Annotated in this window: 14 protein-coding genes; 10 read left to right on the forward strand and 4 right to left on the reverse strand. The window is 65.9% G+C overall.

Translation table 11 applies throughout. The annotated features are described in order from the left end of the window. The first annotated feature begins 91 nt into the window (after positions 1-91). The 9 genes from Spa11_RS03330 to Spa11_RS03370 all read left to right on the forward strand — a co-directional run bounded on the left by Spa11_RS03330 (position 92) and on the right by Spa11_RS03370 (position 13,568). Positions 92-3,496 carry a glycosyl hydrolase gene (locus Spa11_RS03330; RefSeq protein WP_145107770.1) on the forward strand — a complete coding sequence of 1,135 codons (3,405 nt, stop codon included), beginning with the start codon at positions 92-94 and terminating at the stop codon, positions 3,494-3,496. A gap of 150 nt (positions 3,497-3,646) precedes the next feature. Continuing rightward, a complete protein-coding gene (locus Spa11_RS03335) occupies positions 3,647-4,207 on the forward strand; it encodes a sigma-70 family RNA polymerase sigma factor (RefSeq protein ID WP_145107773.1) in 561 nt (186 codons plus the stop codon). Next, the gene (locus tag Spa11_RS03340; RefSeq protein WP_145107776.1) at positions 4,204-5,700 is read left to right on the forward strand and encodes a FecR domain-containing protein; all 1,497 of its coding nucleotides are present in this window, start codon (positions 4,204-4,206) and stop codon (positions 5,698-5,700) included. Before Spa11_RS03335 ends, Spa11_RS03340 begins: the two co-directional genes overlap by 4 nt. A gap of 241 nt (positions 5,701-5,941) precedes the next feature. Next, complete coding sequence (locus Spa11_RS03345; protein ID WP_145107779.1) at positions 5,942-6,901, forward strand: hypothetical protein; 960 nt, start codon at positions 5,942-5,944, stop codon at positions 6,899-6,901. Positions 6,902-6,981: 80 nt separating this feature from the next. After that, complete coding sequence (locus Spa11_RS03350; protein WP_145107785.1) at positions 6,982-8,820, forward strand: hypothetical protein; 1,839 nt, start codon at positions 6,982-6,984, stop codon at positions 8,818-8,820. 57 nt (positions 8,821-8,877) lie between these two features. Further along, on the forward strand, positions 8,878-9,606 hold the full coding sequence (locus Spa11_RS03355) for a hypothetical protein (RefSeq protein WP_145107792.1): 729 nt from the start codon (positions 8,878-8,880) through the stop codon (positions 9,604-9,606). A gap of 135 nt (positions 9,607-9,741) precedes the next feature. Next, complete coding sequence (locus tag Spa11_RS03360; RefSeq protein ID WP_145116895.1) at positions 9,742-10,731, forward strand: DUF1559 family PulG-like putative transporter; 990 nt, start codon at positions 9,742-9,744, stop codon at positions 10,729-10,731. A 54-nt stretch (positions 10,732-10,785) separates the two neighbouring features. After that, positions 10,786-11,211, forward strand: a complete 426-nt coding sequence (locus Spa11_RS03365; RefSeq protein ID WP_145107798.1) for a hypothetical protein — start codon at positions 10,786-10,788, stop codon at positions 11,209-11,211. Further along, on the forward strand, positions 11,208-13,568 hold the full coding sequence (locus tag Spa11_RS03370) for a BNR repeat-containing protein (RefSeq protein WP_145107805.1): 2,361 nt from the start codon (positions 11,208-11,210) through the stop codon (positions 13,566-13,568). Before Spa11_RS03365 ends, Spa11_RS03370 begins: the two co-directional genes overlap by 4 nt. A gap of 137 nt (positions 13,569-13,705) precedes the next feature. Here Spa11_RS03370 and Spa11_RS03375 read toward each other — a convergent pair whose 3' ends face one another. From Spa11_RS03375 to Spa11_RS03390, 4 genes are read right to left on the reverse strand one after another with little or no spacing between them, the layout of a single operon-like run. Then, positions 13,706-16,546: a PEP-CTERM sorting domain-containing protein gene (locus Spa11_RS03375; RefSeq protein ID WP_145107811.1), complete on the reverse strand. Its 2,841-nt coding sequence runs from the start codon at positions 16,544-16,546 to the stop codon at positions 13,706-13,708. Positions 16,547-16,551: 5 nt separating this feature from the next. After that, positions 16,552-18,141, reverse strand: a complete 1,590-nt coding sequence (locus Spa11_RS03380; RefSeq protein WP_145107815.1) for a M14-type cytosolic carboxypeptidase — start codon at positions 18,139-18,141, stop codon at positions 16,552-16,554. A 20-nt stretch (positions 18,142-18,161) separates the two neighbouring features. After that, the gene (locus tag Spa11_RS03385; RefSeq protein WP_197529705.1) at positions 18,162-19,808 is read right to left on the reverse strand and encodes a gamma-glutamyltransferase family protein; all 1,647 of its coding nucleotides are present in this window, start codon (positions 19,806-19,808) and stop codon (positions 18,162-18,164) included. A gap of 52 nt (positions 19,809-19,860) precedes the next feature. Next, positions 19,861-20,676 carry a hypothetical protein gene (locus tag Spa11_RS03390; protein WP_145107824.1) on the reverse strand — a complete coding sequence of 272 codons (816 nt, stop codon included), beginning with the start codon at positions 20,674-20,676 and terminating at the stop codon, positions 19,861-19,863. A 455-nt stretch (positions 20,677-21,131) separates the two neighbouring features. Between Spa11_RS03390 and Spa11_RS03395 the strand changes: the two genes are divergently transcribed. Then, entirely contained in the window at positions 21,132-22,181 is a 1,050-nt protein-coding gene (locus Spa11_RS03395; RefSeq protein ID WP_145116896.1) for a DUF1559 domain-containing protein, read from the forward strand. Positions 22,182-22,193: the final 12 nt, after the last annotated feature.

Below are 22,193 nucleotides of genomic sequence, written 5' to 3' on the forward strand. Positions count from 1 at the left end.
GTGGACAATCGCCCCTCAGGCGGGTCCTCGTCCTTGTACGACGAGGCAATGACCGCTCCCGCTAAGCCACTCTTCACGATATCCCAGCTCAATGGATCGACTCTTCTTCCTGGCCCGGTTCGGAACCGTGCTCCTTGCCGGCCTTCTGACCGCGAAAAATGGTGGCGCGGAGACAGCGCTTGTCGAAGCCCTCCCCGGAGCGCCCATCCGGCCCGAGCTGGCGCCCTCGCTGACGCCGGTCGTCGCGCTCGAAGCGGGGTGGGGGAATCCCCCGACGATGGCCCGCACCCGCTGCTGGTGGTGGTGGCTCAACGGCAACGTCACCCGGGCAAGCATCACCCGCGACCTGGAGGAGATGAAACGCCAGGGGCTCGGCGGGGCGAACATCATCGACGCCGGCGGAGCCGAACAGCGCGGCAACCACCAAGTCCCGCACGGGCCCGACTTCGGCTCGCCGGAGTGGCGCGAGCTGTTCGTCCACGCGCTGCGCGAAGCGGACCGGCTCGGTCTCGAGCTAGGGTTCAACATCCAGAGCGGCTGGAACCTGGGCGGCCCACGGGTGCCGGCCGAGGACGCGGCTAAAAAGCTGACGTGGTCGGAGGTCACCGTCCGAGGCGGCGCCAAGCAATCGATCTCGCTCGCGCAGCCGGCTGCCGTCGGCGGCTACTACCGCGACGTGGCGGTGCTCGCCTTGCCCATCGCGACCGAACGCGCGGACCAGCTGGCGATCGCCGTGAAAGTCGACTCTGCCCAGCCGGGGCACGCCGCGTCGATGATCCTCGATGGGAACCCCGAGACCTTCTGGGTGTCCGGCAGCTACGAACGCGGCGAAGGGCCGCATGTATCGCAGCCGCACCGGGTCGAGTTCGACTTCGCGGCGCCGACAGAGGTCTCACGGGTGGTGATCCATCCCCGCGACGGCTACGGGCCGAAGCGCGGCTGGCTGCAAGCGAGCGATAGGCCGCGGCATTGGCGGCTGGTGAGCCAGTGGCGTGCCGAGTCAGGCGACAAGCCGGTCGTCATCGATTTCGAACCGACGGCCGCCCGGCGGTTGCGGTTGATCATAGCCGAGGCGTTCGACCCACGCAGCCCCGCGGCGCCGCGCAACGTGCAGGTGGCGGAGGTCGAGTTCTTCAACGGCGACAAGGCGCTCCACCGTGCGAACTCGGGCCTCGCGCGCATCGAGAACTTCCGCCAGAAGGCGTACCACGATTACCCCGGCGCTTTCACGGCGACCAAGGCGGACCACCTGCTGCGCGTCGGTGAAGGGGACCCGGCCGAGCGGACCGTCGCGCTCGACGAAGCGATCAACCTCACGGACCGACTCGACTCAGTCGGCGAGCTCGACTGGGAGGCGCCGCCGGGGCTCTGGGCCGTGGTGCGGATGGGCTACACGCTCGCTGGGTCGCGGGTCTCGACGCACAGCGAGGGCTGGGACGGCTGGGCCATCGACTACCTCGACCGCGACGCCTTCGTCGCTTACTGGGACGACGTGATCGAGCCCCTGCTCGAAGCGGCCGGTCCGAGCGTCGGCAATTCACTGCGCTACCTGCACACCGACAGTTGGGAACTGGGCCCGGTGAACTGGACGCCGCGGCTGGAGGCCGAGTTCACGAAGCGACGCGGCTACGACCCGCGGCCCTACTTGCCAGCGCTGGCGGGCTATGTCGTCGGCGACCGCGAGACTTCGAATCGCTTCCTCAACGACTTCCGGCGGACGCTGGCCGACCTGATTGCCGCCGGCAAGTACGCGACGTTCCGAGAGTTCGCCCACGCCAAGGGGCTCGGCGTCCACCCCGAGTCGGGCGGCCCGCACGCCGCGCCGATCGACGCGTTGCAGTGCCTGGGGCGTAACGACATCGCGATGGGCGAGTTCTGGGCGCGCTCGCGCACACACCGGGTGAACGATTACGAACGGCTGTTCGTGATGCAGTCGGCGTCGGCGGCGCACACCTATGGCCGGCGCGTGGTGCTCGCCGAGGCGTTCACCTCGATCGGCCCGCAGTGGGAAGAGTCGCCCGCGGTGCTCAAGCCGGTCTTCGACCGTGTCGCTTGCGAGGGATTGAACCTCGTGATGCTGCACACGTTCGCCGCGTCGCCAGAAGAGGCGGGGCTGCCCGGTCAAGCTTACTTCGCCGGCACGCACGTCAACCCGAACGTCACTTGGTGGGACAAGGCGGACGCCTTCTTCGGTTACCTCAACCGCTGCCAGTTCCTCTTGCAGCAGGGCCTGCCGGTCGCCGATGTGCTGCACTTCTATGGCGAGAACGTCCCGGGCTTTGTGCGGCTGAAGAACGACTTCCCCGCCGGCGACGTCACCGGCTTCGGCTACGACGTGATCAACGCCGAGGCGCTCGTGGGCCGCGTGTCGGTCGCTGATGGCAGGCTTGTGCTGCCCGAGGGAACGTCGTACCGCGTCCTATCGCTCCCGCCGGGAGGGACCTACGGGCTTGCGGCGCTGCGGAAGATCGCCGAACTCGCCGACGCCGGCGCAACCATCGCCGGCCCACGGCCCGAAGCGGCGATCGGGCTGCTGAGCGAAGTGGACCAGCGTGAGTTCGATCGCCTCGTCGCGAAGCTGTGGGACGACACGGGAGCGGTCAGCGACACGACGCCGCGCGAGGTGCTCGCGGAAACGCCCGCCGACTTCGACTTCACGCTCGCCGACGGCGCGGCGAAGGCCGATGAGCGTGGCGACCCGGTGCTCGATTACTTCCATCGCCGCACGGACGGCGCCGAGGTCTACTTCCTCGCCAATCGGACGGCCGAGTCCGTGACGGCGGAGTGTGAGTTCCGCGTCGCCGACGCCGCGCCCGCGATTTGGGACCCGGTGACCGGTGACAGGGCGGCGGCAAAGTCGTACGCGATCGGCGAGCAAACAACCCGCGTGCCGCTGACGCTGGCGCCGGAGCAAGCGTTGTTCGTTGTCTTCCAGGGCGACCGCGCTGAGACGCTATCGCGCAACGACGGCCCGAACCTGCCGGTTGCCGAGTTGGCGGAGGAGCTAACCATGCCGTGGTCGATTCAATTCGACGCCAAGCGAGGCGGCCCCGCCGAGCCAGTAGCGATGGAAACGCTCAGCGACTGGTCGCAGTCGGACGACACCGCCGTCCGCCATTACAGCGGCACGGCGACCTACACGGCCGAGTGGACGCCTTCGACCAAGACTTTGAAGGAGTCGGAGAGCGGGCGGGTGTGGATCGACCTAGGCGACGTGAAGAACGTCGCGTCGGTGCGACTCAATGGCGAGGAGCAGGGCGTCGCCTGGACGCCGCCCTACCGTGTCGAGTTACATGGCCCGCTGCAAGCTGATAACCATCTGGAGATCGAGGTCGTGAACCTCTGGCCCAACCGGCTGATCGGCGACGCGGCCCTGCCCGAGTCGGAGCGGATCACCCGGACCAATATCACGAAGTTCCAGGCCGACACGCCGCTGCTGCCGTCGGGGCTCTTGGGACCGGTTCAAGTGCTGACCGAGGCGCCCGTTGCCCGATAGCGCCCTGTCGTAATTTATTTGGGATTCTCATCAAGTTCGTGGCTAAGGAAGCGGCCCGCAGCGGACATTCCCTCAACGTCGGCCCGTTTCCTCATCCATCCCCTGCCCGCTGGGCGTCCCACAACCGCGGCAATCGTAGGCGGAGGCAGCATGGTGAACCCGGTGGGATTGGGGAGCGACGAAGACCGGCGCAACCGGTTCGCGCTGCTGCTCAGCGAGAATCAAGGGCGGCTGTTCGGCTTCCTGTACTCGCACGTGCTGAACATGGCGGACGCCGAGGACCTGTACCAGCAGGTGGCGATGCTGCTGTGGACCAAGTTTGACCAGTTCGACCATCTCGATCCGGGCAGCGACTTCGGCGCGTGGGGGATGCGGGTCGCCGACTTTACGATCAAGAACTTCCTCCGCGGCAAACGCCGCAGCAAGGTCTGCTTTAGCGACGAAGTGATGCAGCGAATCGTTGAATGCCACCTGTCCTCGCCCGCCACGGTTGTCGCCCGTCGCGCCGAGGCCCTGCGTGGTTGCCTGACAAAGCTGCGTCAGCCCGACCGGACTCTGCTCGAGAAGTGCTACGGCTCTGACACGCCGATCAAGGACGTCGCAGAGGCCGAAGGACGCTCGGCCGGCGCCTTGTACACGACGCTCAACCGGATCCGGCGGGTGTTGCTGGCTTGTATCGAACGGACTCTAAAAGCCGAGGCCACGCTGTGAAGTACGACCGTGTTACCAACGACGCGGCCGACCTCGATCGCCTGCACACGCTCATGGACGCCGCCATGAGCGAAGCGATCACCGACGCCGAACGTATAGAGCTCGAGTCGCTGCTGCTCACGAGTGACGCGGCGCTGGCCGCCTTCGTAAAGCGGTGCCAGCTCGAGACAGCGCTGCACTTCGAGGTGCGTTCGGCCGCGGCCGCTCGGCGGGTCGACGCCGCGATCGCTCAGATGACCACGCCCCACACGTCCGAGGGGGCCGCCGATCGGCGTCGGCGATTTCGCGGAGGAGCCTCCCTCGCCGTCGCCGCCACACTGCTGATCGCGGCGGGTTGGTGGCTGGCCAACGGACGCCTCGCCATCGAAGCGGACCGCCAGCCGAAGCCCGTCGCCCGACTGGAGTCGATCGACGGCGCCGTCTGGCTCGGTGACGAGTACCCGGTCGGCCATCGCTTTGTCGAAGGGGACTCGATCTACCTGTCGCAGGGCGCTGCGCGGATCAGCCTCGCCAGCGGGGTTGAGGTCGCGCTCCGGGCGCCGTGTTTCGTGTCGCTCGACAACGACATGCACGTCCGGCTCGCCGAGGGGGTCGTCACCGCCCAGGTCGCCGAGTGGGCCCACGGCTTCACCATCGCGACGGATTCACTACGAGTGGTTGACCTAGGGACGAAGTTCGCCGTTTCGGCCGACAACCGGGGCTCGACCGAGGCCCACGTCCTCGACGGCCAAGTCCGCGTCCACTCGCCCTCGGCGCCGGTTTCGTCCCGCCAAAGCGTGCTGCTGTCGAAGGGCGAGGCGTTGCGGTTCCAAGGAGCGAGCAAGGTCGCCACGCGGCTAGCGGCGGACCTCGAGCGGTTTGACGCCGACCTCAACGATGTCGCCCCTTACAAGCCAATCCCGTTGTTCAACACGGGCCGCGGGCTCGAAGAGGGCGACGAAGACCCGCACTGGCGGGTCGTCGCGGGGCCCAACTGCCCGCAGTTCTCGGGCCCTCAGTTCGCCGTCGTTTGCAACGCCGACGACCGCTACCTGTCGAACGACCGTGAGCACTCGCAGTGGGTGTCGTTGGTGAACCCGGTGCGGCCTGGGCTGCCTCCCAATGCGACCTTTACGTACCAGACCGAGTTCGACCTGACGGGTTACGACCTGCGGTCGGTGGTGATCGTCGCCCAGGTAATCGCGGACAACGGCGTCCGCTCCGTACGAATCAATGGCGAAGAAGTCCCGGTCGAGTCGTGGATGCTCAACGACGAGGACCAAGTCTTCAACCGCTTCCACGTCATCGAGATCGCTCAAGGCTTTCGCGATGGCGTTAACTTGATCGAGTTCGACATCTGGAACGGCGTGGACCGCACCGCGCCCAGTGCGCCGAACCCGCTGGCGCTGCGCGTCGAGTGGCAGGCGTTCGGTCGGCTCGGCGTTGGATCGATGGTCGGCGCTGCTGTTGCGATGCCGCCTACCGACGACGCCGCTGCCGCAAGCAAGGGATAGCCGAGTACCAACAACGACCGCGCCACGTTCGGCGCGCCTTTTCAATTGCCCGACGCCCACGCATCGGGGCCTATTCACAACGACAGCTTTTCCAACGTACCGGCCCAGGCGGCCATCCCCCACTCGCCGCGCAGTCGCTCACACCTGCGCGACACTGCGAAGAATCACGACCCCACCCCCCATCGAGACCGGCGCCCCGCCCGAGCGGTCGGCGTCGAGACGAACTTAGGAGCCACCCCTCATGACATCCTTCTTTTCAATGAAGACGTTGCTGGTTCAAGCCGCTCTAGTCACTTGTGCTTGCACGTTCTTGAACGGACGCGTCGAAGCCGGACCGCTGGGTTTGATCGACAACTTCAGCGGCGACCTCTCGGCCTACACCGCGACACGCATCCTCAAGGCGACGCCTGCGGCCAATGACAATGTCGGCCAGTGGGAGATCGCGGGCGGCGCCCTGCAGTTCAACACCACGACCTACGCAGGCATTGAACAGTACGCGCTGACCCGCACGGATTTCACGCTGCAACTGGGCGAGGAGCTACGCGTCGATTACCTCGGGAGCAACCTCGACTCGCAAGATATCGGCCTCTATGTCGGCGCCGGTACGCCGACCTCTGACGTCCGCGCCGACTACGTCAACATCTACGCGCGGAACAACGGCCAGGTTTTCTCGCGCGGGTTTGATGGGACTACCGAGCTCAGCCTGTCCGGTGGCGCGACGCCGACCGGTTTGGAGAGCCTGTACATCACACGGCTGACGAGCGACACGTTCGAGCTCGGCTACTACTCCGACGGCGGCAACCGCAACCTGATGGCCACGCGGACGATCAGCGACGGCAACTCGGCGGGCATCGGTAGTTCGGTCGGCTTTTACGCCGACATCCGCGGAGCTGGCATCCGCGGCAGCGTGGACAATCTACGGATTGTTCCCGCCCCCGTCGCCGGCGACGTCAACGGCGACGGCGTTGTCGATGGAGTGGACTTTGGCTTTATCCGCGACAACCTCTTCATTACGCCCGCGACGCGCACCGAGGGCGACCTGACCGGTGACAACATCGTTGACTTCGCCGACTACCGCGAGTGGAAGGACAACGCCGGCGCGCTGGCGAGCCTGTACTCGCTGTCAGCAGTGCCCGAGCCGACGGCGTTGGCGCTGGCGTTCCTGGCGGCGGGAGTAGCGGCTTCGCGGCGGCGTGTCTGAAGCGAGACACGTAGCGCAGCGGCTGCTCAATCACTCTCTCCCCAACCGGCAAGACACCAACGAACAAAGGCGCACACGCCATGAAGAACACCCTCCTAGCGGCGGCCATCGCGACGCTGTTGGCCTGCGGCCAATCGGCGATCGCGCAGCCCGGCTCCGCCTTCCTCGCCATCTGGAACGCCGGTAGCGGCGGTTCTGGAACCGGCAATTGGAACGACTCCGCCAACTGGGCGCCGATGTCGGTCCCCAGTATCGACTTCGATGACTTCGCTGTCATCAACGGCGGCGGCACGGCGACGATCTCGTCATCGGTCCCCGACGCCGGCGGCGCGTACCTCGGGCAGAACGCCGGCCAGTCGGGGACGATCAGCATTGTCCCGGGCGGTGCGATCAACTTTGTCGCAGCGCCGGCCTTCGACGCGGACGGCGGCGTCCGTATCGGTTCTGGCGGCACGGGCACGCTCGTGATGACGGGAGGCGCCATGTCGGCGGCTTCGCTGACATCCGGCGGAGAAGCCGGAAGCCTTATCGATCTCTCCGGGTCGCCGTCGGTCAACGTTGGCTCGGCGTCACTGGCGCGCACCACCCAAATCACCGGGTCGGGCGTGAACTTCTCCACCACAGGGACGTTCACCCTCACCGGCACGCATAGCTTGGTGCAGAACCTTTCAAGCGGCTCGGCCTCAACAATCAATGTCGGTTCCACGGCCGCGATTGGTGGTGCGTTGAACGTCAACTTCTCTGGGTACACGCCAACAATCACCGACTCATGGGACCTCATCTCGGCGTCCAACATCACCGGGGTGTTCGGCTCGATCACCTCGTCCGGGGTTGCCCTCGGAGCGGGACAGGCCTTCAACGTGCGGACTGTCGATGACGGCGCCGACAAGGTCCTTCAACTCTTCCTCGAACAACAGCTGGTGCTGGATGTGAACCGCGACACGGGCGTCGTGTCGATCACCAATCCGGGCACGTCGGCGGTGCTGCTCGACGGTTACTCCGTCCGCTCACCGAGCGGTCTCCTCAACCAAGGAGCGTGGAACCCGCTGGCGACGCAATTCGGATCGGGTTGGACGCAGGCGAATCCGTCGGCTACCGCGCTCAATGAGATCATCAACGGCGCTGGCACGACCAACATCGGCGGCGGCCAGTCGGTATCGCTCGGCGCCGTCTATCAGCCGGCGCCGACCGAGTTTGGGACCGATTTGGACGACCTGGTGTTCCAGTACACGGGCCCCGGCAACGGCAACATCACCGCTTCCATCGACTACAGCGGCGCGGGCGTCATCAACGACTTGGTGCTGTACGTCAACCCGACGACCGGCCAGGCGACGATGCGCAACGCCTCGCCGTTCAATGTCGAGATCGACGGCTACACGATCACCTCCGAGTCCGGCGCGCTCAACACGGGCTACACGAGCCTCGACGACGCGGGCGTCGAGTCGGGCCAATGGCAAGAGGCCAACCCGAGCTCGACGCGCGTCTCGGAGCTGATGGACGGCGGCGTCACCGAGATGAGCATCCATCGTTCGTTCGACCTGGGCTCTTTGGTCACTGGCGGCGCCGAGGACCTCGCCTTCCAGTACCTGCTGGCGGGTGAGAGCACGCCGCGCACCGGGACAGTGGTCTACGAGACGGCGCCGGCGCAGGTGGCTCTGCCGGGCGACTACAACAATGACGGCGCCGTCAACGCGGCCGACTACACGGTCTGGCGCGACGCGCTGGGTACGGCGACGACACTCCCCGGCGACACGTCGCCCGGCGGCGTGTCGGCCGTTGACTACACGGTGTGGGCGAGCAACTACGGCCGCACGCTCGGCGGCTCTTCGGCGCTGGCGGTCCCCGAGCCGTCGTCCGTCTTGATCCTGCTTGGGCTGCTCGGCCTGCCGCTTGTGCGGCGCGCCAGGGCGGCCTGCTGATGAAGTGCTGACTTCTATGACGCGACTCCCTCTTCTCTTTCAACCATGGTGTGACTGATGAAACGACACTGCTTCGCCGCCTCGATCGCTCTAGCCCTCTCGGCAGGAATTGCAAACGCCGGGCCGATCGGCCTGGTCGATGACTTCAGCGGCTCGCTGGGGTCTTACACCGCGACCCGGATCCTCAAGGCCACCCCCGCCGCTCCGGACAATACAGCCCAGTGGGAGGTTAGTGGTGGTTCGCTGCAACTGAACACCTCCGTTTACGGCGGGATTGAGCAGTACGCGTTGACGCGCACCGACGTGACGCTTGGAGTCGGCGAAGAGCTGCAAGCCGACTACCTCGGCGGCAACCTGGACTCGCAAGACATCGGCCTCTATGTCGGCGCCGGGCACCCCGCCGCCGATGTCCGCGCCGACTACGTCAATGTCTACATTCGTAACAACGGACAGCTGTTCTCGCGTGGGTTTGACGGGCTGACTGAGATGTCCCTCGGCGGCGGCGCGACGCCAACGAACCTCGAGTCGCTGTTCATCAAGCGTTTGGCGACCGACGTGTTCGAGCTTGGCTACTACAACGACGGCGGCCTCCGCAACATCGTCAGCACGCGGACGATCAGCGGCGGCAACGCGGCGGGCATCGGCGATGCGATCGGCTTCTATGCCGACGTCCGCGCCGCCGGCGTCCGCGGCAACATGGACAACCTACGGATCGTCCCCGAGCCGGCGGCCGGTCTGCTCGCTCTCGGGATGGCGGGCGTCGCCGCGATGCGTCGCCGCCGCTGATAAAGCAGCCGAAGAGCGCCCCGCCGGCGCGCCACATCGGCCGGCGGGGCTTCTTCGGCGTCACCACTCATCGACCTCCCGATCGTAATCGGGAAGGCGTTCATCGAACTGGCTTGAGAAGACGGACCACGCCCTATGTCCCGCAGGCACAACGCCTTCACGCTCGTGGAGCTCTTGGTGGTGATCGCCATCATCGGCATCCTTGTCGCCCTGCTCTTGCCGGCGGTCCAAGCCGCCCGCGAGGCCGCCCGACGCGCGCAGTGCGTCAACCAAGTGCGGCAGATCGGCATCGCCTTCCTCAACTACGAGGACACGGCCAAGTCGTTCCCCGCCGGCCGACAGGGTTGTGACGGCAACCTCGCCGTGCCCGAATGCAACGGTCAGGGGACCGGCGCCGGTGGCGGTAACATGGGGCAGAGCGGCGCTAGCGCCTTCCTCCACATCCTCCCGCAGATGGAGGAGCAAGCGCTGTTCGATCAGTGGCGGATCGATGAAGTCGCTGTCTGGTACATCGACGCCACCAACCAATGGTTCCGCGACCCCGAGGTGGTTCAGGCGTTAGGGACGCGTGTCGCCAACTTCCACTGCCCCAGCGACGCGCAAGAGCCCTACGCCCAGTTCAAGCACCACGTCCCCTCGGGCGCCCGCGATACCCCCGTCGAGTACGGCAGCTACGGCCTCTCGATGGGCACGAACGGGCCGACGACCGCTTTCCCCGGCAACGACGTGAAGTTCTTCAACACCGGAGTGTTCGTGTATGGCGTCCGCTTCAAGATCCAGCAGATCACCGACGGCCTCAGCAAGACGATCTTCGTCGGCGAGACCCGCAACGGGCACGACCCGAACAGCTCGAGCATCTACTCCAACGGCAACCGTTGCAACCTGATGCGATCGACCTACCTGCCGATGAACTACCCCGTGGACGTCAACGCCATCGTGGAGAACGTCGCCGAGGCCGGCGGACCGGGTGGCTGGACCAACTGCACGTTCTCGAGCCCCCACCCCGGCGGCGGCAATTTCCTCTTCGGCGATGGGCACGTTTCGTTCTTGGTTGAGGGAGTGTCGGACGCTGTCTACCAAGCGCTCTCAACGCGCGAGGGTGAAGAGGCCCTCTCCTTCGAGTGATCAATCTGGAAGCAAATGAGAATAGGCAAGCGACAGAAAAGGCGCATCGAATCCATGCAGAAGACGATTGTTGCCGCGTTGGCCGTGCTGGCCTCCGCCTGCTTCACGGGTTGCGGGGATGGTCGACCGACCAGGGTCCCGGTCGCCGGCCGCGTCGTCATCGACGGCGAGCCGGTCCGCTTCGGGATGATCAAGCTCAGCAACCCCGACACCCGCGCCGCGAGCGGTCGGCTGGACGGCGAAGGCCGATTCCAGTTGACGTGCTTCGAGAAGCACGACGGCGTCATCCCGGGCACGCACCGCGTTGAGGTCGCCGCGACCGAGGGGATCGACGACCGCACCGTGCGTTGGCACGCGCCGAAGAAATACGCCGATCAAAGCACCTCGGGCATCGAAGTCACCATTGACGAGCCCACCGACGACCTAGTCATCGAACTCACTTGGAGCGGCGGCAAGGGGCCGTTCGTAGAACGGCAATGAGAACTCGCTTTTCTGGCGCCGGCAGGCTCGCACTCTGCGCCTGCCTCGCGCTCGGCGTCTCCGTGATGGCGACCGACGCCGCGGCGGTGGACGTGACGCTCGCCCCGATCGACGGGGCGTTCGCCGCCAACAGCATGAACCACGTCGCCTTCCGCCAGAACGCGCTGAAGACGATCGGCGACCAGCAGTTCGCCGCCTACTACGACGACAACGGCCTGGTGACCGTCGCCCGGCGGACGCTGGGCGACGCGCAGTGGGACGTCTTCAACACGGTCTACACCGACAACAACTCGGGCCTCACCGACGACCACAACGTCATCACGTTCGGCGTCGATGGCGACGGGTACATGCACCTCTCTTGGGGCATGCACAACGACAACCTGCGGTACATCCACTCCACCGCGCCGGTCACCGGCGCCGCGTCGATCGCCTTCGGCGCCGAGGTCCCGATGGTGAGCCCGTCACAAGAGGGCCTCGTCACGTACCCGCAGTTCTACGACCTGCCCGGCGGCGACCTGTTGTTCATGTACCGCACCGGCGGCTCGGGCAACGGCGACCAGCAGGTCAACCGCTACGATAACGCGACGGGCTCGTGGGTCCCACTCCATCGGCCGTTGTTCGATGGCGAGGTCTTCGGCGACGGCCTGTCGAGCAAGAACATGTACGCCAACACCGTGGCGTTCGACTCGCAAGGCGCGATGCACCTGTCGTGGACGCTGCGCGACACGCCCGACTTCCAAACCAACCAGAACATCTACTACGCCAAGAGCACCGACGACGGCGCCACGTGGCGCAGGACCGACGGTTCGCTCTATTCATTGCCGATGAGCGAAGGGCCGTCCGAGATCGCCGTCGCGATCCCGCAGCAGAGCTCGCTCATCAACCAGACGTCGATGACGACCGACGCCAACGACCTGCCGGTCATCGCGTCGTGGTGGGCGCCCGACGCCTCACAAGGGAACCACGCGCGGCAGTACATGCTCTCTTACTACGACGGCGCCGACTGGCAAACGTCGCAGATTACGGATCGCGGTTTCGAGACCAAGCAGGGCGGCGGGACCGTCCGCGAACTCGCCCGGCCGATTGTGGTCGTGGACGACGACAATCGCGTCTTGGTGGCGATGCGTTACGACGATCGCGGCGACGTCGTCACGATCGCCCACAGCGAGGACCGCCAGAACTGGAACTTCGTCGACCTCACGACCGAGGCCCTCGGCGACTGGGAGCCGAACTACGACGCCGCCCTCTGGGACCGCGAACAGAAGCTGCACCTGCTCCACCAGCCGGTGGGGCTGGGCCAGCAGAACTCGACTCTGTCCGTCTTGGAGTGGGACGCCGGCGCCTATCTCGACGCCTACTACGCGCCCAAGCTGTCGCTCCGCATCGATCGCGCGACGGGCGCCGCGACGCTGACCAACGCCACCGACGGCGCCATCGCGATCGACACACTGACGCTGACGTCCCCGTCCGGCCAACTCGATCCCGCGGGGTGGGTCGGGTTGTCGGACCAAGGCGTCACGGGCTGGTCGCAATCCGCCGCCGGCGCGACGCAACTCGGCGAGCAGAGCGGCGCCGGCCTGTCGGTCCCGACGGGCGCGTCGCTGTCGCTCGGCGCCCTGTTCGCGCCGGGCGTGGCGTTCGGCGTTGACGCGCCGGCCGACCTGGTGGCCTCGTATGCGAACGCCGGCGGCGACGCCGTCGCCATCAACGTCGAGTACGTCGGCGAGTCGGCGAACAACCTGACGCTTGTTGTCGATCCCGTGACGGGCGGCGCGACGCTGACGAACACGTCTGCGTTCCCGGTCGAGATCGAAGGCTACAGCATTCGCTCGGCGTCGGGCTCCTTGAAGCCCGGGTCCAGCGATTGGGTTAGCCTCGCCGACGCGGGCGTTGGCGATTGGCAGGAAGCCAACCCCGGCCCGACCGCCCTCAACGAACTGGTAGAGTCCGGGACCCAGCTGCTAGAGAGCGGCGCGTCGTTCGACCTGGGCATGCCCTTCGACGCCGCTGGCGATCAGGACCTGGCGTTCAACTTCCTCGTCGCCGGCGACGCCGTCGCGACGCCGGGGCTGGCCCGCTACGCGTCGCTCGAGGCGACCCTGCCGGGCGACTTCAACGCCGACGGCGTCGTCGATGCGGCCGACTACAGCGTTTGGCGGGACTCGCTCGGGCAGTTCACCGAGCTCCCCAACGATCGCACGCCAGGGCTCGTTAGCGTTTCGGACTATGCCGACTGGGTCGCCAACTACGGCGCCACGCAGGCCAACGCGGCAACGGCTGTCCCCGAACCGACGGCCACCTTGTCAGCGGTCTTTGCGACGGCGGTTGCAGGGATGCTTCGCCGTCGTCCTCGGTGAATCTCAATCGCAAGTTCCACGCAGCGGCGCCCGCCTTCTTGCTCGCCGCGCCTGGAACGGACCGATATTCAAAACGGAAGCCCCGGCGAAGCACGCTTCACCGGGGCTTGCCGCTCTCTTCTAAGATGTTGTCGCTATCACCGGCGACGGGCGACGCCGCTGCCCAACAAGGCGCCGGCAGTTAGGAGAACCGCGATCGAAGATGGTTCCGGGATCGCCGTTACGCCGATGGAGGTGGCGCCATAGTTGGCCATCCACACGAAGTAGTCCGCGGAGTTGACCGAGCCGTCGTTGTTACCGTCGGAGTCGCCATTGCCGTCTCGCCACACGGTGTAGTCGGCGGCGTTGACCGAGCCGTCATTGTTGTAGTCGCCGTACACGGGGCCGGTGACGTAGGTCGGCTCGACGATGACCAACTGGCCGGTCGCCGTGTCGCGGTACTGGAACGTAAGGTCCTGTGCGCCGCCCGCGAAGACGGGGCCGAGGGCTGCCAGCTCGCCCGCGACCATCTCCGACTCGCCTAGCAAGAACGACTCGGCCAGGACTCCCGCCCCCGAGCCGCCCGACTCGACCCAGTTCTCACCGGCGCCGCCGCCGACGGCGTCGGCCTCTTGGTCGGCGAGGCTCACCCACCTGGCCGCGTTCAACTGACCGGCGTCGCTGGCGATGCGGTACGAGTCGAAGTTGATCGGCGCGTCGGTCGGGTTGTGGATCGTCACGCCACCGGTGAGTGTGTTCACTTCTAGTGACAAGGTAGTCGGCGCGACAACCCCCAGCGGGTCCTCGTCGGTCAGGTAGACACGGTTGATGTCGAAGAACTCACCATCGCCCGCGAAGCTGTCACTGATCGCGAAGCGGATCGAGTTGGCGTCTCGGCCCGGCGCGATCGTCCCCGTGCCGAGCGGCGTGAACGGCGCCGCGCCGTCTTTGTAGTAGACCGAGTAGGTCTCGACCGTGTCGGTAACATCGACTTCTAGAGCCACGGTGAAGGGCGTCGAGCGGTCGTTCGTTAGGGCGTAGGCGCCGGCGATGTTGGTGCTCCCAGAGCCGGCTGTATTGCCGATGAGTTGCACGCCCCCTTCGGTTGTGCGCTCGATTTGAAACTGCCCCGTGAGCGTGCTCCCCGAGGGCGGGTCGTTGTCGTTGTTGAGAAAGGCGAAACGCACCTGCTCCCGGTTCGTAGGATCGAAGTTGGCGGGATTGATGGTGTCGGTGTTGAAGGACCAACCGGCCATCTCAACGACGAGCCAAGCCTTGCCCGTCGTGATGTTGTCGATCTCAAGATAGTTGGACTCAAGCGAGGTCGTCGCGTTGCGGATCCGCAGCGAGCCGATGCCGTTGGTCGCCGTATCGGTCAGATCGGGGTCAACGACCCAGGCATTCCCCGGGTTACCGGCGTTAGTGGTGAGGTCGAGCGTCGTCCCGATCGATTCATTGAACGCGAAGTCCTCGATAATCACGGCCGACGCGGTGGCGGGGAGCAATGCAAAGGTGAGGGCTGCGAGCAGGCTCGCCAGCGTCTGGGGGCGCATCGAAGTGGTTCCGGCGGTGGTGAAGGCGGGTTGGCGGGTGCGGCGGCGGCCCGTCACGAGGGCGAGCGCCGAGGCGGCGACGAGGCCGAGCGTCGTCGGCTCGGGGATCGAGGCGATCATCTGGGCGAACGAGCCGCCGCCGTTGACCTCCTCGTAGAGCGACTTGAACTGGATGAAGTCGAGGATGCTGTTCTGGCCGTCGCCGTCGAGGTCGCCGCTGAGGACCGATTCGGCGGCGGTCAGGCCGGCGAGGTTCGTCTCGGCGTTGGCGGCGAGCAACAGGTAGTCGGCGGCGTCGATGACGCCATCGGTGTTGAAGTCACCAGCCACGAAACGTCCGGCGCCGCCGACGAATTCCACGTCCACCGACCGCGTGCCGCCGCCGCTGAGCGTCAGCTCCATCGACAGGTCCTCGAAGGGGCTCTCGAGCCACGCGCCCGACGCGGTGCTGAGAACAACGGACCCGTTGTTGGCAAGCGACTGCGACGCGAAGGTCTCTGATAACACCGACGTCGTGCTCGACCCGATTGAACCCCCGATCGGGTCCCAGCCCGTCGGGTCGAGGCTGCCGCCGGCGGACTCAATCGTGTAACCCGACCATCCGGTCACCGAGGCGCCCGACGTGTTGCGGAGCGTCATCGCGCCCGTGGTGCGATCGACTTCGAGAGTCAGCAGGTCGTTGAACGGTGAAGTGTCGCTGACCGCGAGGCGATCGATGGCGAACACTTCGTCGGTGAAGAATGGGTAATCGAAGCTCCCCTCGCCGAAGCTGTTGTTGGCGACCATCCGGATCGAGTTCGCATCGCGGCCGGGGTCAGCGAGGCCGCGACCCAGGACGCGAGTCGCGTTCGACCCGTCCTTGTAGTAGACGGCGTAAGTGTCGGAGTCCTTGTCGAGCTTGAGCGAAAGCGTGAACGGGCCCGGCTGCACCGTGGAGATGATGTCGTTCCTCGGCACGTCAGTGGCGCCCGATCCGAGGGCAAGCCCCGAGACCACGATGTCGCCCGTCACCGCGTCGCGCTCGATGCGGGCCTCGGCGGTGATCGTCGATCCGAAGTCGTCGTCATCGTCATTGAGAAAGCTGATGCGGAACTGCTCGGGGTTGCTCGGGTCGAAGCCGACGAAGTTCCAATTCGCCATCTGAGCGGTGTACCAGACCGAACCCGACGTGACGTTGTCGATCTGAAGGAAGTTCGTATCAACGGCGCTCGACGGCTTGACGATGTTGTAGACACCGCCGCGGACGTCGGAGGGCGCCATCTCCGGGTCTTCGATCCACAGGTTGCCGGGGTTTACCGAGTTCGCGGCGCCGCCGAGCGTTGTCCCGCTCGCGTCGTTGAACTCGAACGCCTCGAGGTCGACGGCGCGTGCCGCCGCAGCGCCGCAAAGGATTAGTGACGCTGCGGAGGCGACTCGCAGGAAACGAAACCGGTTGTCGTGAGGCATGGCGTTTATCTCCGGAGATCAGGGTGTCTCGGTGAGCGCGGCGGCCCAATCGTTTCGGGTCGCGCCGCGGGTCGGGCAACGGTCAACAGTACGAAAATCGCCGACAGACTGCAAAAAACACTCGGTTCGGGGACGCCCTGGACGATCGCAGCAAACGCCGCGGCGCCGTGCAGCGAGACGTAGACGCCCTTGAACTGGAGGAAATCCTCGATCGAGTTGCGGCCGTCGCCATCGAGGTCGCCGGCGGCGTAGGCCTCGAGAGGCGAGAGGCCCGAGAGGTCGGTCTCGGCGTTGGCGGCGAGGATCAGGTAGTCCGCCGCGTCGATCACGCCGTCGAAGTTGAAGTCGCCGTGGTCCACCAGCGTGTCCCACCACGCCAGGCCGAAGTTCTCACCGAGCGTCAGGTAACGGTCGGTGTTTTCGCCCGGCATGAACTGTGTTTCGAATGTGAACGAGACCTCGGCGCCGAGCTCGTCGCGGCCGAACTTGGCGCCGGTGAAGTCCACGAGCGACGCCCCCAGCGTGATCAGCTCGGGCTCGCGGTCGAGCACCGCCTGCCAGAACGGCGAACTCGACATGGAGCCTTGGAGGTACCCGAAGTGATACGGCGCTTCGTTCTTGTTGACGGTCGAGTGGAAATCGACGAAGTAGTCGATGTCGCCCCCCGTATCGAACCGCATCGACTGACCGACGGTGCGGATGTCGGTCTGGCCGTTATAGTTCGAGGCTGAGTCCCAGACGCGATTGGGGTCGACGCCCTGTTCTTGGACCGTCGTGCGGTTCATTCCCGCGGAGCGGCCGTCGGGGTTCGACATCGGGTAGACGTAGAAGTCCGCGCGCTGGCGGAGCTGTGCGGCGCGGAGGTCATCGCTCACGAGGAAGTCGACGAGGCCCTCGAGCGTCCAGTTGGCGACCGTCTCGTTGGCGTGCGTGCCGCCGAGGAGCACGATCTTCTGCTTCGCGGCGGTGGAGGTGGCGTCCGTGATCTCGAAGCCATACAGGCTTCTGCCGGCGATGGTCCGCCCGATGTCGTCCACGCCGCCGGGCGACTGCCCAATTACCATGCTGCCGAAGCCGCTGCCGAGCGGCGCGACGTACGGGGACGCGCTCCACGCCGACACCTTGTCATCCACACGGCTGGCGGGGTAGGGGAGGCCGTAGGCGACGTAGACCTCCTCCTGAGTGAACGCGGTATTGTTCGAGAAGCTGTAGCGATCGAGCGACGCCTGCCGCTGGTTATTGTCGAAGAAATGCCAGGTCTGTTGGTCGTAGCTGTAGACCATGGCGTGGTTGTTGAGGTTGCTGCTCCCCGTCGTGAAGTCGTCGCCGATGCGGAACTGCACCGTCTGGCCCGCGACGCCCGACGCGCGGAAGTAGACCCACTTCCAATTGCCAGCGTTGAAGTTGTCGCGGCCCACGAGCGTGACGATGTTGCCGCTCACGGAACTGGCGACGCCGTTGTCATCGCAGGCGGTCGAGGCGAACAAGCACAACGAGCCGCTGTCGAAGTCGGCGTCGAGCGTGATCTGGGCAGGAGCCAGCGACGCGCTGACGAGCGTGGCGGCGAAGGCGATAGCGATCCGTAGGCGCAGCATCGTGTCGTTCAAGGGGGGTCTCAATCGCCAGCGGCGTCGTTGGTGCGGCGTTGGTCGGCGACCGCTTCGAGCCCGTCGCCGGTCCAGCGGATAGCGCTGCCGCCGCCAAAGTAATGCCCATCCGCCGTATGGCGAGCGGTGCGGTAACCGAGGGCTTCGAGCTCGGCGTCGAGCCCCGCGGGCGAGCCCCCTTCGAGGTCGACGACGTTTGGCGGTTGGCTGGACGAAGCCGCACGGACGACATGGAACCGCGGCCGGTCGAACGTCTCTCGCAGCGGCGCGCCAAGCAACAGGTGATCGACCAGCAATTGGATCGTCGTCGTCGGGATCCGCTGACCGCCGGGGATACCCAGCGTGAGCACCGGCTTGCCGTCTTGCGTGACAATCACCGGGGCGATCGTGCTCCGCTCGTGCTTGCCCGGCGCAACATGGTTGACGGCGTCGGGGTTGCGTGTCGAGAAGTTGCTCATGCTGTTGTTGAAAAGCACCCCCACTCCCGGCGCGACGACGCCCGCGCCCATATGGTAGCTGAGCGATTGCGTCAGGCAGACGATGTTCCCTTCCCGGTCGGCGACGATCAGATGCGTCGTGCTCGCGTCCGCCGTGTCGTCCGCAGTCACGCCGGCGGATCGTAGCGCGGGCGTCTCGGGCGAGGCGGGGTCGAGCCGCTCGGCGGCGTCACGGACAGCTGTCGCGCCCGCGTCGGACACCAGCCACGCCGCATCTTCAGCGGCGTCCGGCACGTCGGCGACGGTGCGGGTGATCTCCGGGTAGAGAGCGAGCAGCGATCGGCTCACCAGGTCGATGTAGGTCGCGTCGCGTTCGGTGCAGGCGTGCAGCGCGGCGACGCCTTCGAGTGACTTCAGCGTGGCGAGCACTGTCGTCCCGCCGGTCAGCGGCGGCGGCGCGGCGGCGAGGTGGTAACCCTCCCAATCAGCCTCCAGCGGCGCGACATGCCTGATGCGGTAGTCGCGCAGGTCGGACAACGACATCGGCGATCCGCCCGCCTTGCACGTCGCGACGATCTGCTCAGCAATAGGGCCTTCATAGAAAGCCCGCGGTCCGCCCTTCGCGATCGTCCGCAGCGTCTCCGCCAGAAGCGGGTACTTCATCCGGCTGCCGACTGCGGGCGTCTCACCATCCGCCAAGAACATCGCCGCCGCGGCGTCGTCGCGGCGCAGCAGGTTACGCTTGGGTCGCATCAAGGAGTACATCGGCGCCGACACAACGACCCCCTCGTCGGCGAGATCGGCGGCGGGGAGCACCAGCTCTTCCCACGGCTTCGATCCCCACTGACGGTGCGCGTCGCCCAGGCAGGCAACGAGTCCCGGCACGGCGACGGCCTGGTAGCCGTAGTAACGGTCGCGCCTCCGCAGCTTGGCGAACGCCTCGGCGTCGAGCCCCGCGGGCGCTTGGCACATGGCCTCGAGGGCGTAGACCTTGCCCGTCGCCGCTTCGCGGTAGAGGAGCATTCCCTTGCCGCCGATCCCCGAGCCGTACGGCTCGGCGACGCCCAGGGCGAGCGACGTGGCGACCGCCGCGTCAACGACGTTGCCCCCCGCGCGCAACACCTCGAGGCCGACCCCCGTCGAGTCGGGATGCCCGCTGGTGACGGCGTAGTCACGGCAGACGACCGTGAGGTCGGCGCGGGCGGCGGGGGAGGACATCCCCGCCGCCGCACCGACGATCAACGCAACTAAAGCAGTCCGCATCACGTCTTCACCGCCCCGCCGTGCGACGTGTGGTCGAAGCAAACGCCGCGAAGCCGATCGCGACGAGGGCTGCCGCCATCGGCTCGGGAACGACGGCGTAGGCGATCCGCTCCACTAGCAACGAATCGTTCGAGAAGTCTTCGTTGAGCACAAAGCGGAGGGATTCGACGCCCCTCGTGGGGTCGAGGGCGCCGGCGCCCGCCGAGACGAACGTCGCCCCGTCGTCGGTCGAGTAGAAAAGCTCGAACATCGATGAGTCGAGGTCTGCTTTGACAATCGTCAGCAAATCGCCGCTAGAGCCCAGGACCAAGTCCGGGGTGTCGGTAGCGCCGGTCCCGACAGCGTTGCCATAGAGTTCGACTTCGGTTGCGGAGGTGCGAGTGAAGAACGTCTCGACGGTAACGAAAGTGCTGCGTGGGTCGAACTGAATAAGTGACAGTCGAAACTCTTCGTCCTGGGCGGCGTCATAGACGGACTCGTCAAAAGCCCACGAGACATCGAACAGGCCGTAGACGACGCCCGAAGTCACGCCGGGTGTGTCGACATAGACGGTTCCGAACTCGGTGTTATTCTTGCCGGCGGCGTCGAACTGGCCGGAGCCGTTTGTGGCCGCTCCGCCGAAGTCGGCGTCGGTGTCCCACAGGGCGAGAGGGTCGACCGAGTTGGCCGTCGATTCAATCGGGGTTCCGACGGCGTCGTCGAACTGGAAGTCGGCGACGAGCGTCGCGTTGTTGAACTCGGTGAGCGGCGACGCCAGCGCCGAATCAGCCGCCCCAAGGGCTGCCAAGCATGCCAAGAGACGGGGGAACAAAACTGCCTTCATGAGCGACTCCAAGGTGAGACTCGATGCGAGCGGGTTGGGAACAACAACAGCAGTCAGAAAATGGAGCCTCCCCGGCCGGCGCTCGTGCGAGCCCGTTTTGCCTGTGGGAAGATGCTCCGCCTGCTTCTCTTCCAACCATTCAGATGGCGAAGCTGGCGTCGGTAACGCCAACTCGCTTCAGGGCTGACTATAACCCCGCCGAGGCTCAGGAGAAACGCTTTTACCAATTTCATCCCCGAGCAATCGCGCATTGGGTTCGCGCGATCACGCTCTGGGTGGACGCTGGCAGACCTCGCCTTACGGCAGATTTCTGCCGATTTGACTTTCCGGGTCGCGCGGCGTTGGTTTAGAATCATTGGCAGAGAGAAGCAGGCGAATCCCATTCCCCGCCGCATCGGCCGTTGGCCGTGCCCGCAGAGGGTCTGGTTGATCACGAGCCGTAGGAGCTTAAGTCGGTGACTTCCCTCGCCCCAACCACGCCGCGTCTGGCGCGTCGTTCTGCGTTCACGCTGGTCGAGTTGCTAGTGGTGATCGCCATCATTGGCATCCTTGTGGCTCTCCTGCTCCCAGCGGTGCAAGCCGCGCGCGAAGCGGCCCGCCGCACCGAGTGCACCAACAACATCCGCCAGACCGGCTTGGCGTTGATGAACTACGAGTCGTCGCAGAAGAAATTCCCATTCGGAGCGACGCAACGCACGACAGCCGGCGCTGGCACGGACCCAACGATGTTCAGCTGGGTCTCTTCGCTAATGCCTTACGTCGAAGAGGCAGCGCTGTACTCCGCCGTGGACTGGTCAATACCGCTCGGCCAACGAAATGACAACGGCGATACCTCTCATCACATCCCGTTCGAAACTTACGTATGTCCATCGAGCGATCCGGTGGGAATCGTCAACAACTGGTATGGCGCTCGCGGCAATTACGCGGCGAATGCAGGCATCGGCTTTGTATGGATGAACGACGTTTCGCCTTGGCAAGATTGCACCAACACGCAGTTCGGTTGTTCAGTCCGTCCTTTCTCGTCGACTGACGGACCCGATGTAAACTGGCCTCGCCGAAACCCCGAGAAGCCGAATTCGTCGCTGATGCGATTCGGGACGTTTCAAGTGAATCGTGGTCGCAAGATGGCCGAGTTCATCGACGGCACGTCGAAGACGGCCGCCGTCTGTGAGGTTCGCACCTACGAAGGTACGGACACACGTGGGACCTTGCACTTTGGCGCCGCGTCGATGTACATGCACGACTACGTTCCAAACTTCAAACAGCTGCCGGATTGGACCCGGTACTGCGCCGAAGGGCTGGCGAACACGGAGTGCCGTTCTACCGAAGTGACGGGCGGCCAGTGGCGCGGCCAGTGGCGGCAGCTTGCCCGCAGCACGCATCCGGGCGGCGTGAACCTCCTCGCCGTGGATGGGAGCGTGCGGTTCGTCCCCGACGACGTCGATGAGAACGTCTGGAAGTCCTACGCCACGCCCAACGGCGAAGAGAACTTCGGTAGCCTCTAACGCCACCCGCGG

This window comes from Botrimarina mediterranea (assembly GCF_007753265.1).
GTDB classification, from domain to species: Bacteria; Planctomycetota; Planctomycetia; order Pirellulales; family Lacipirellulaceae; genus Botrimarina; species Botrimarina mediterranea.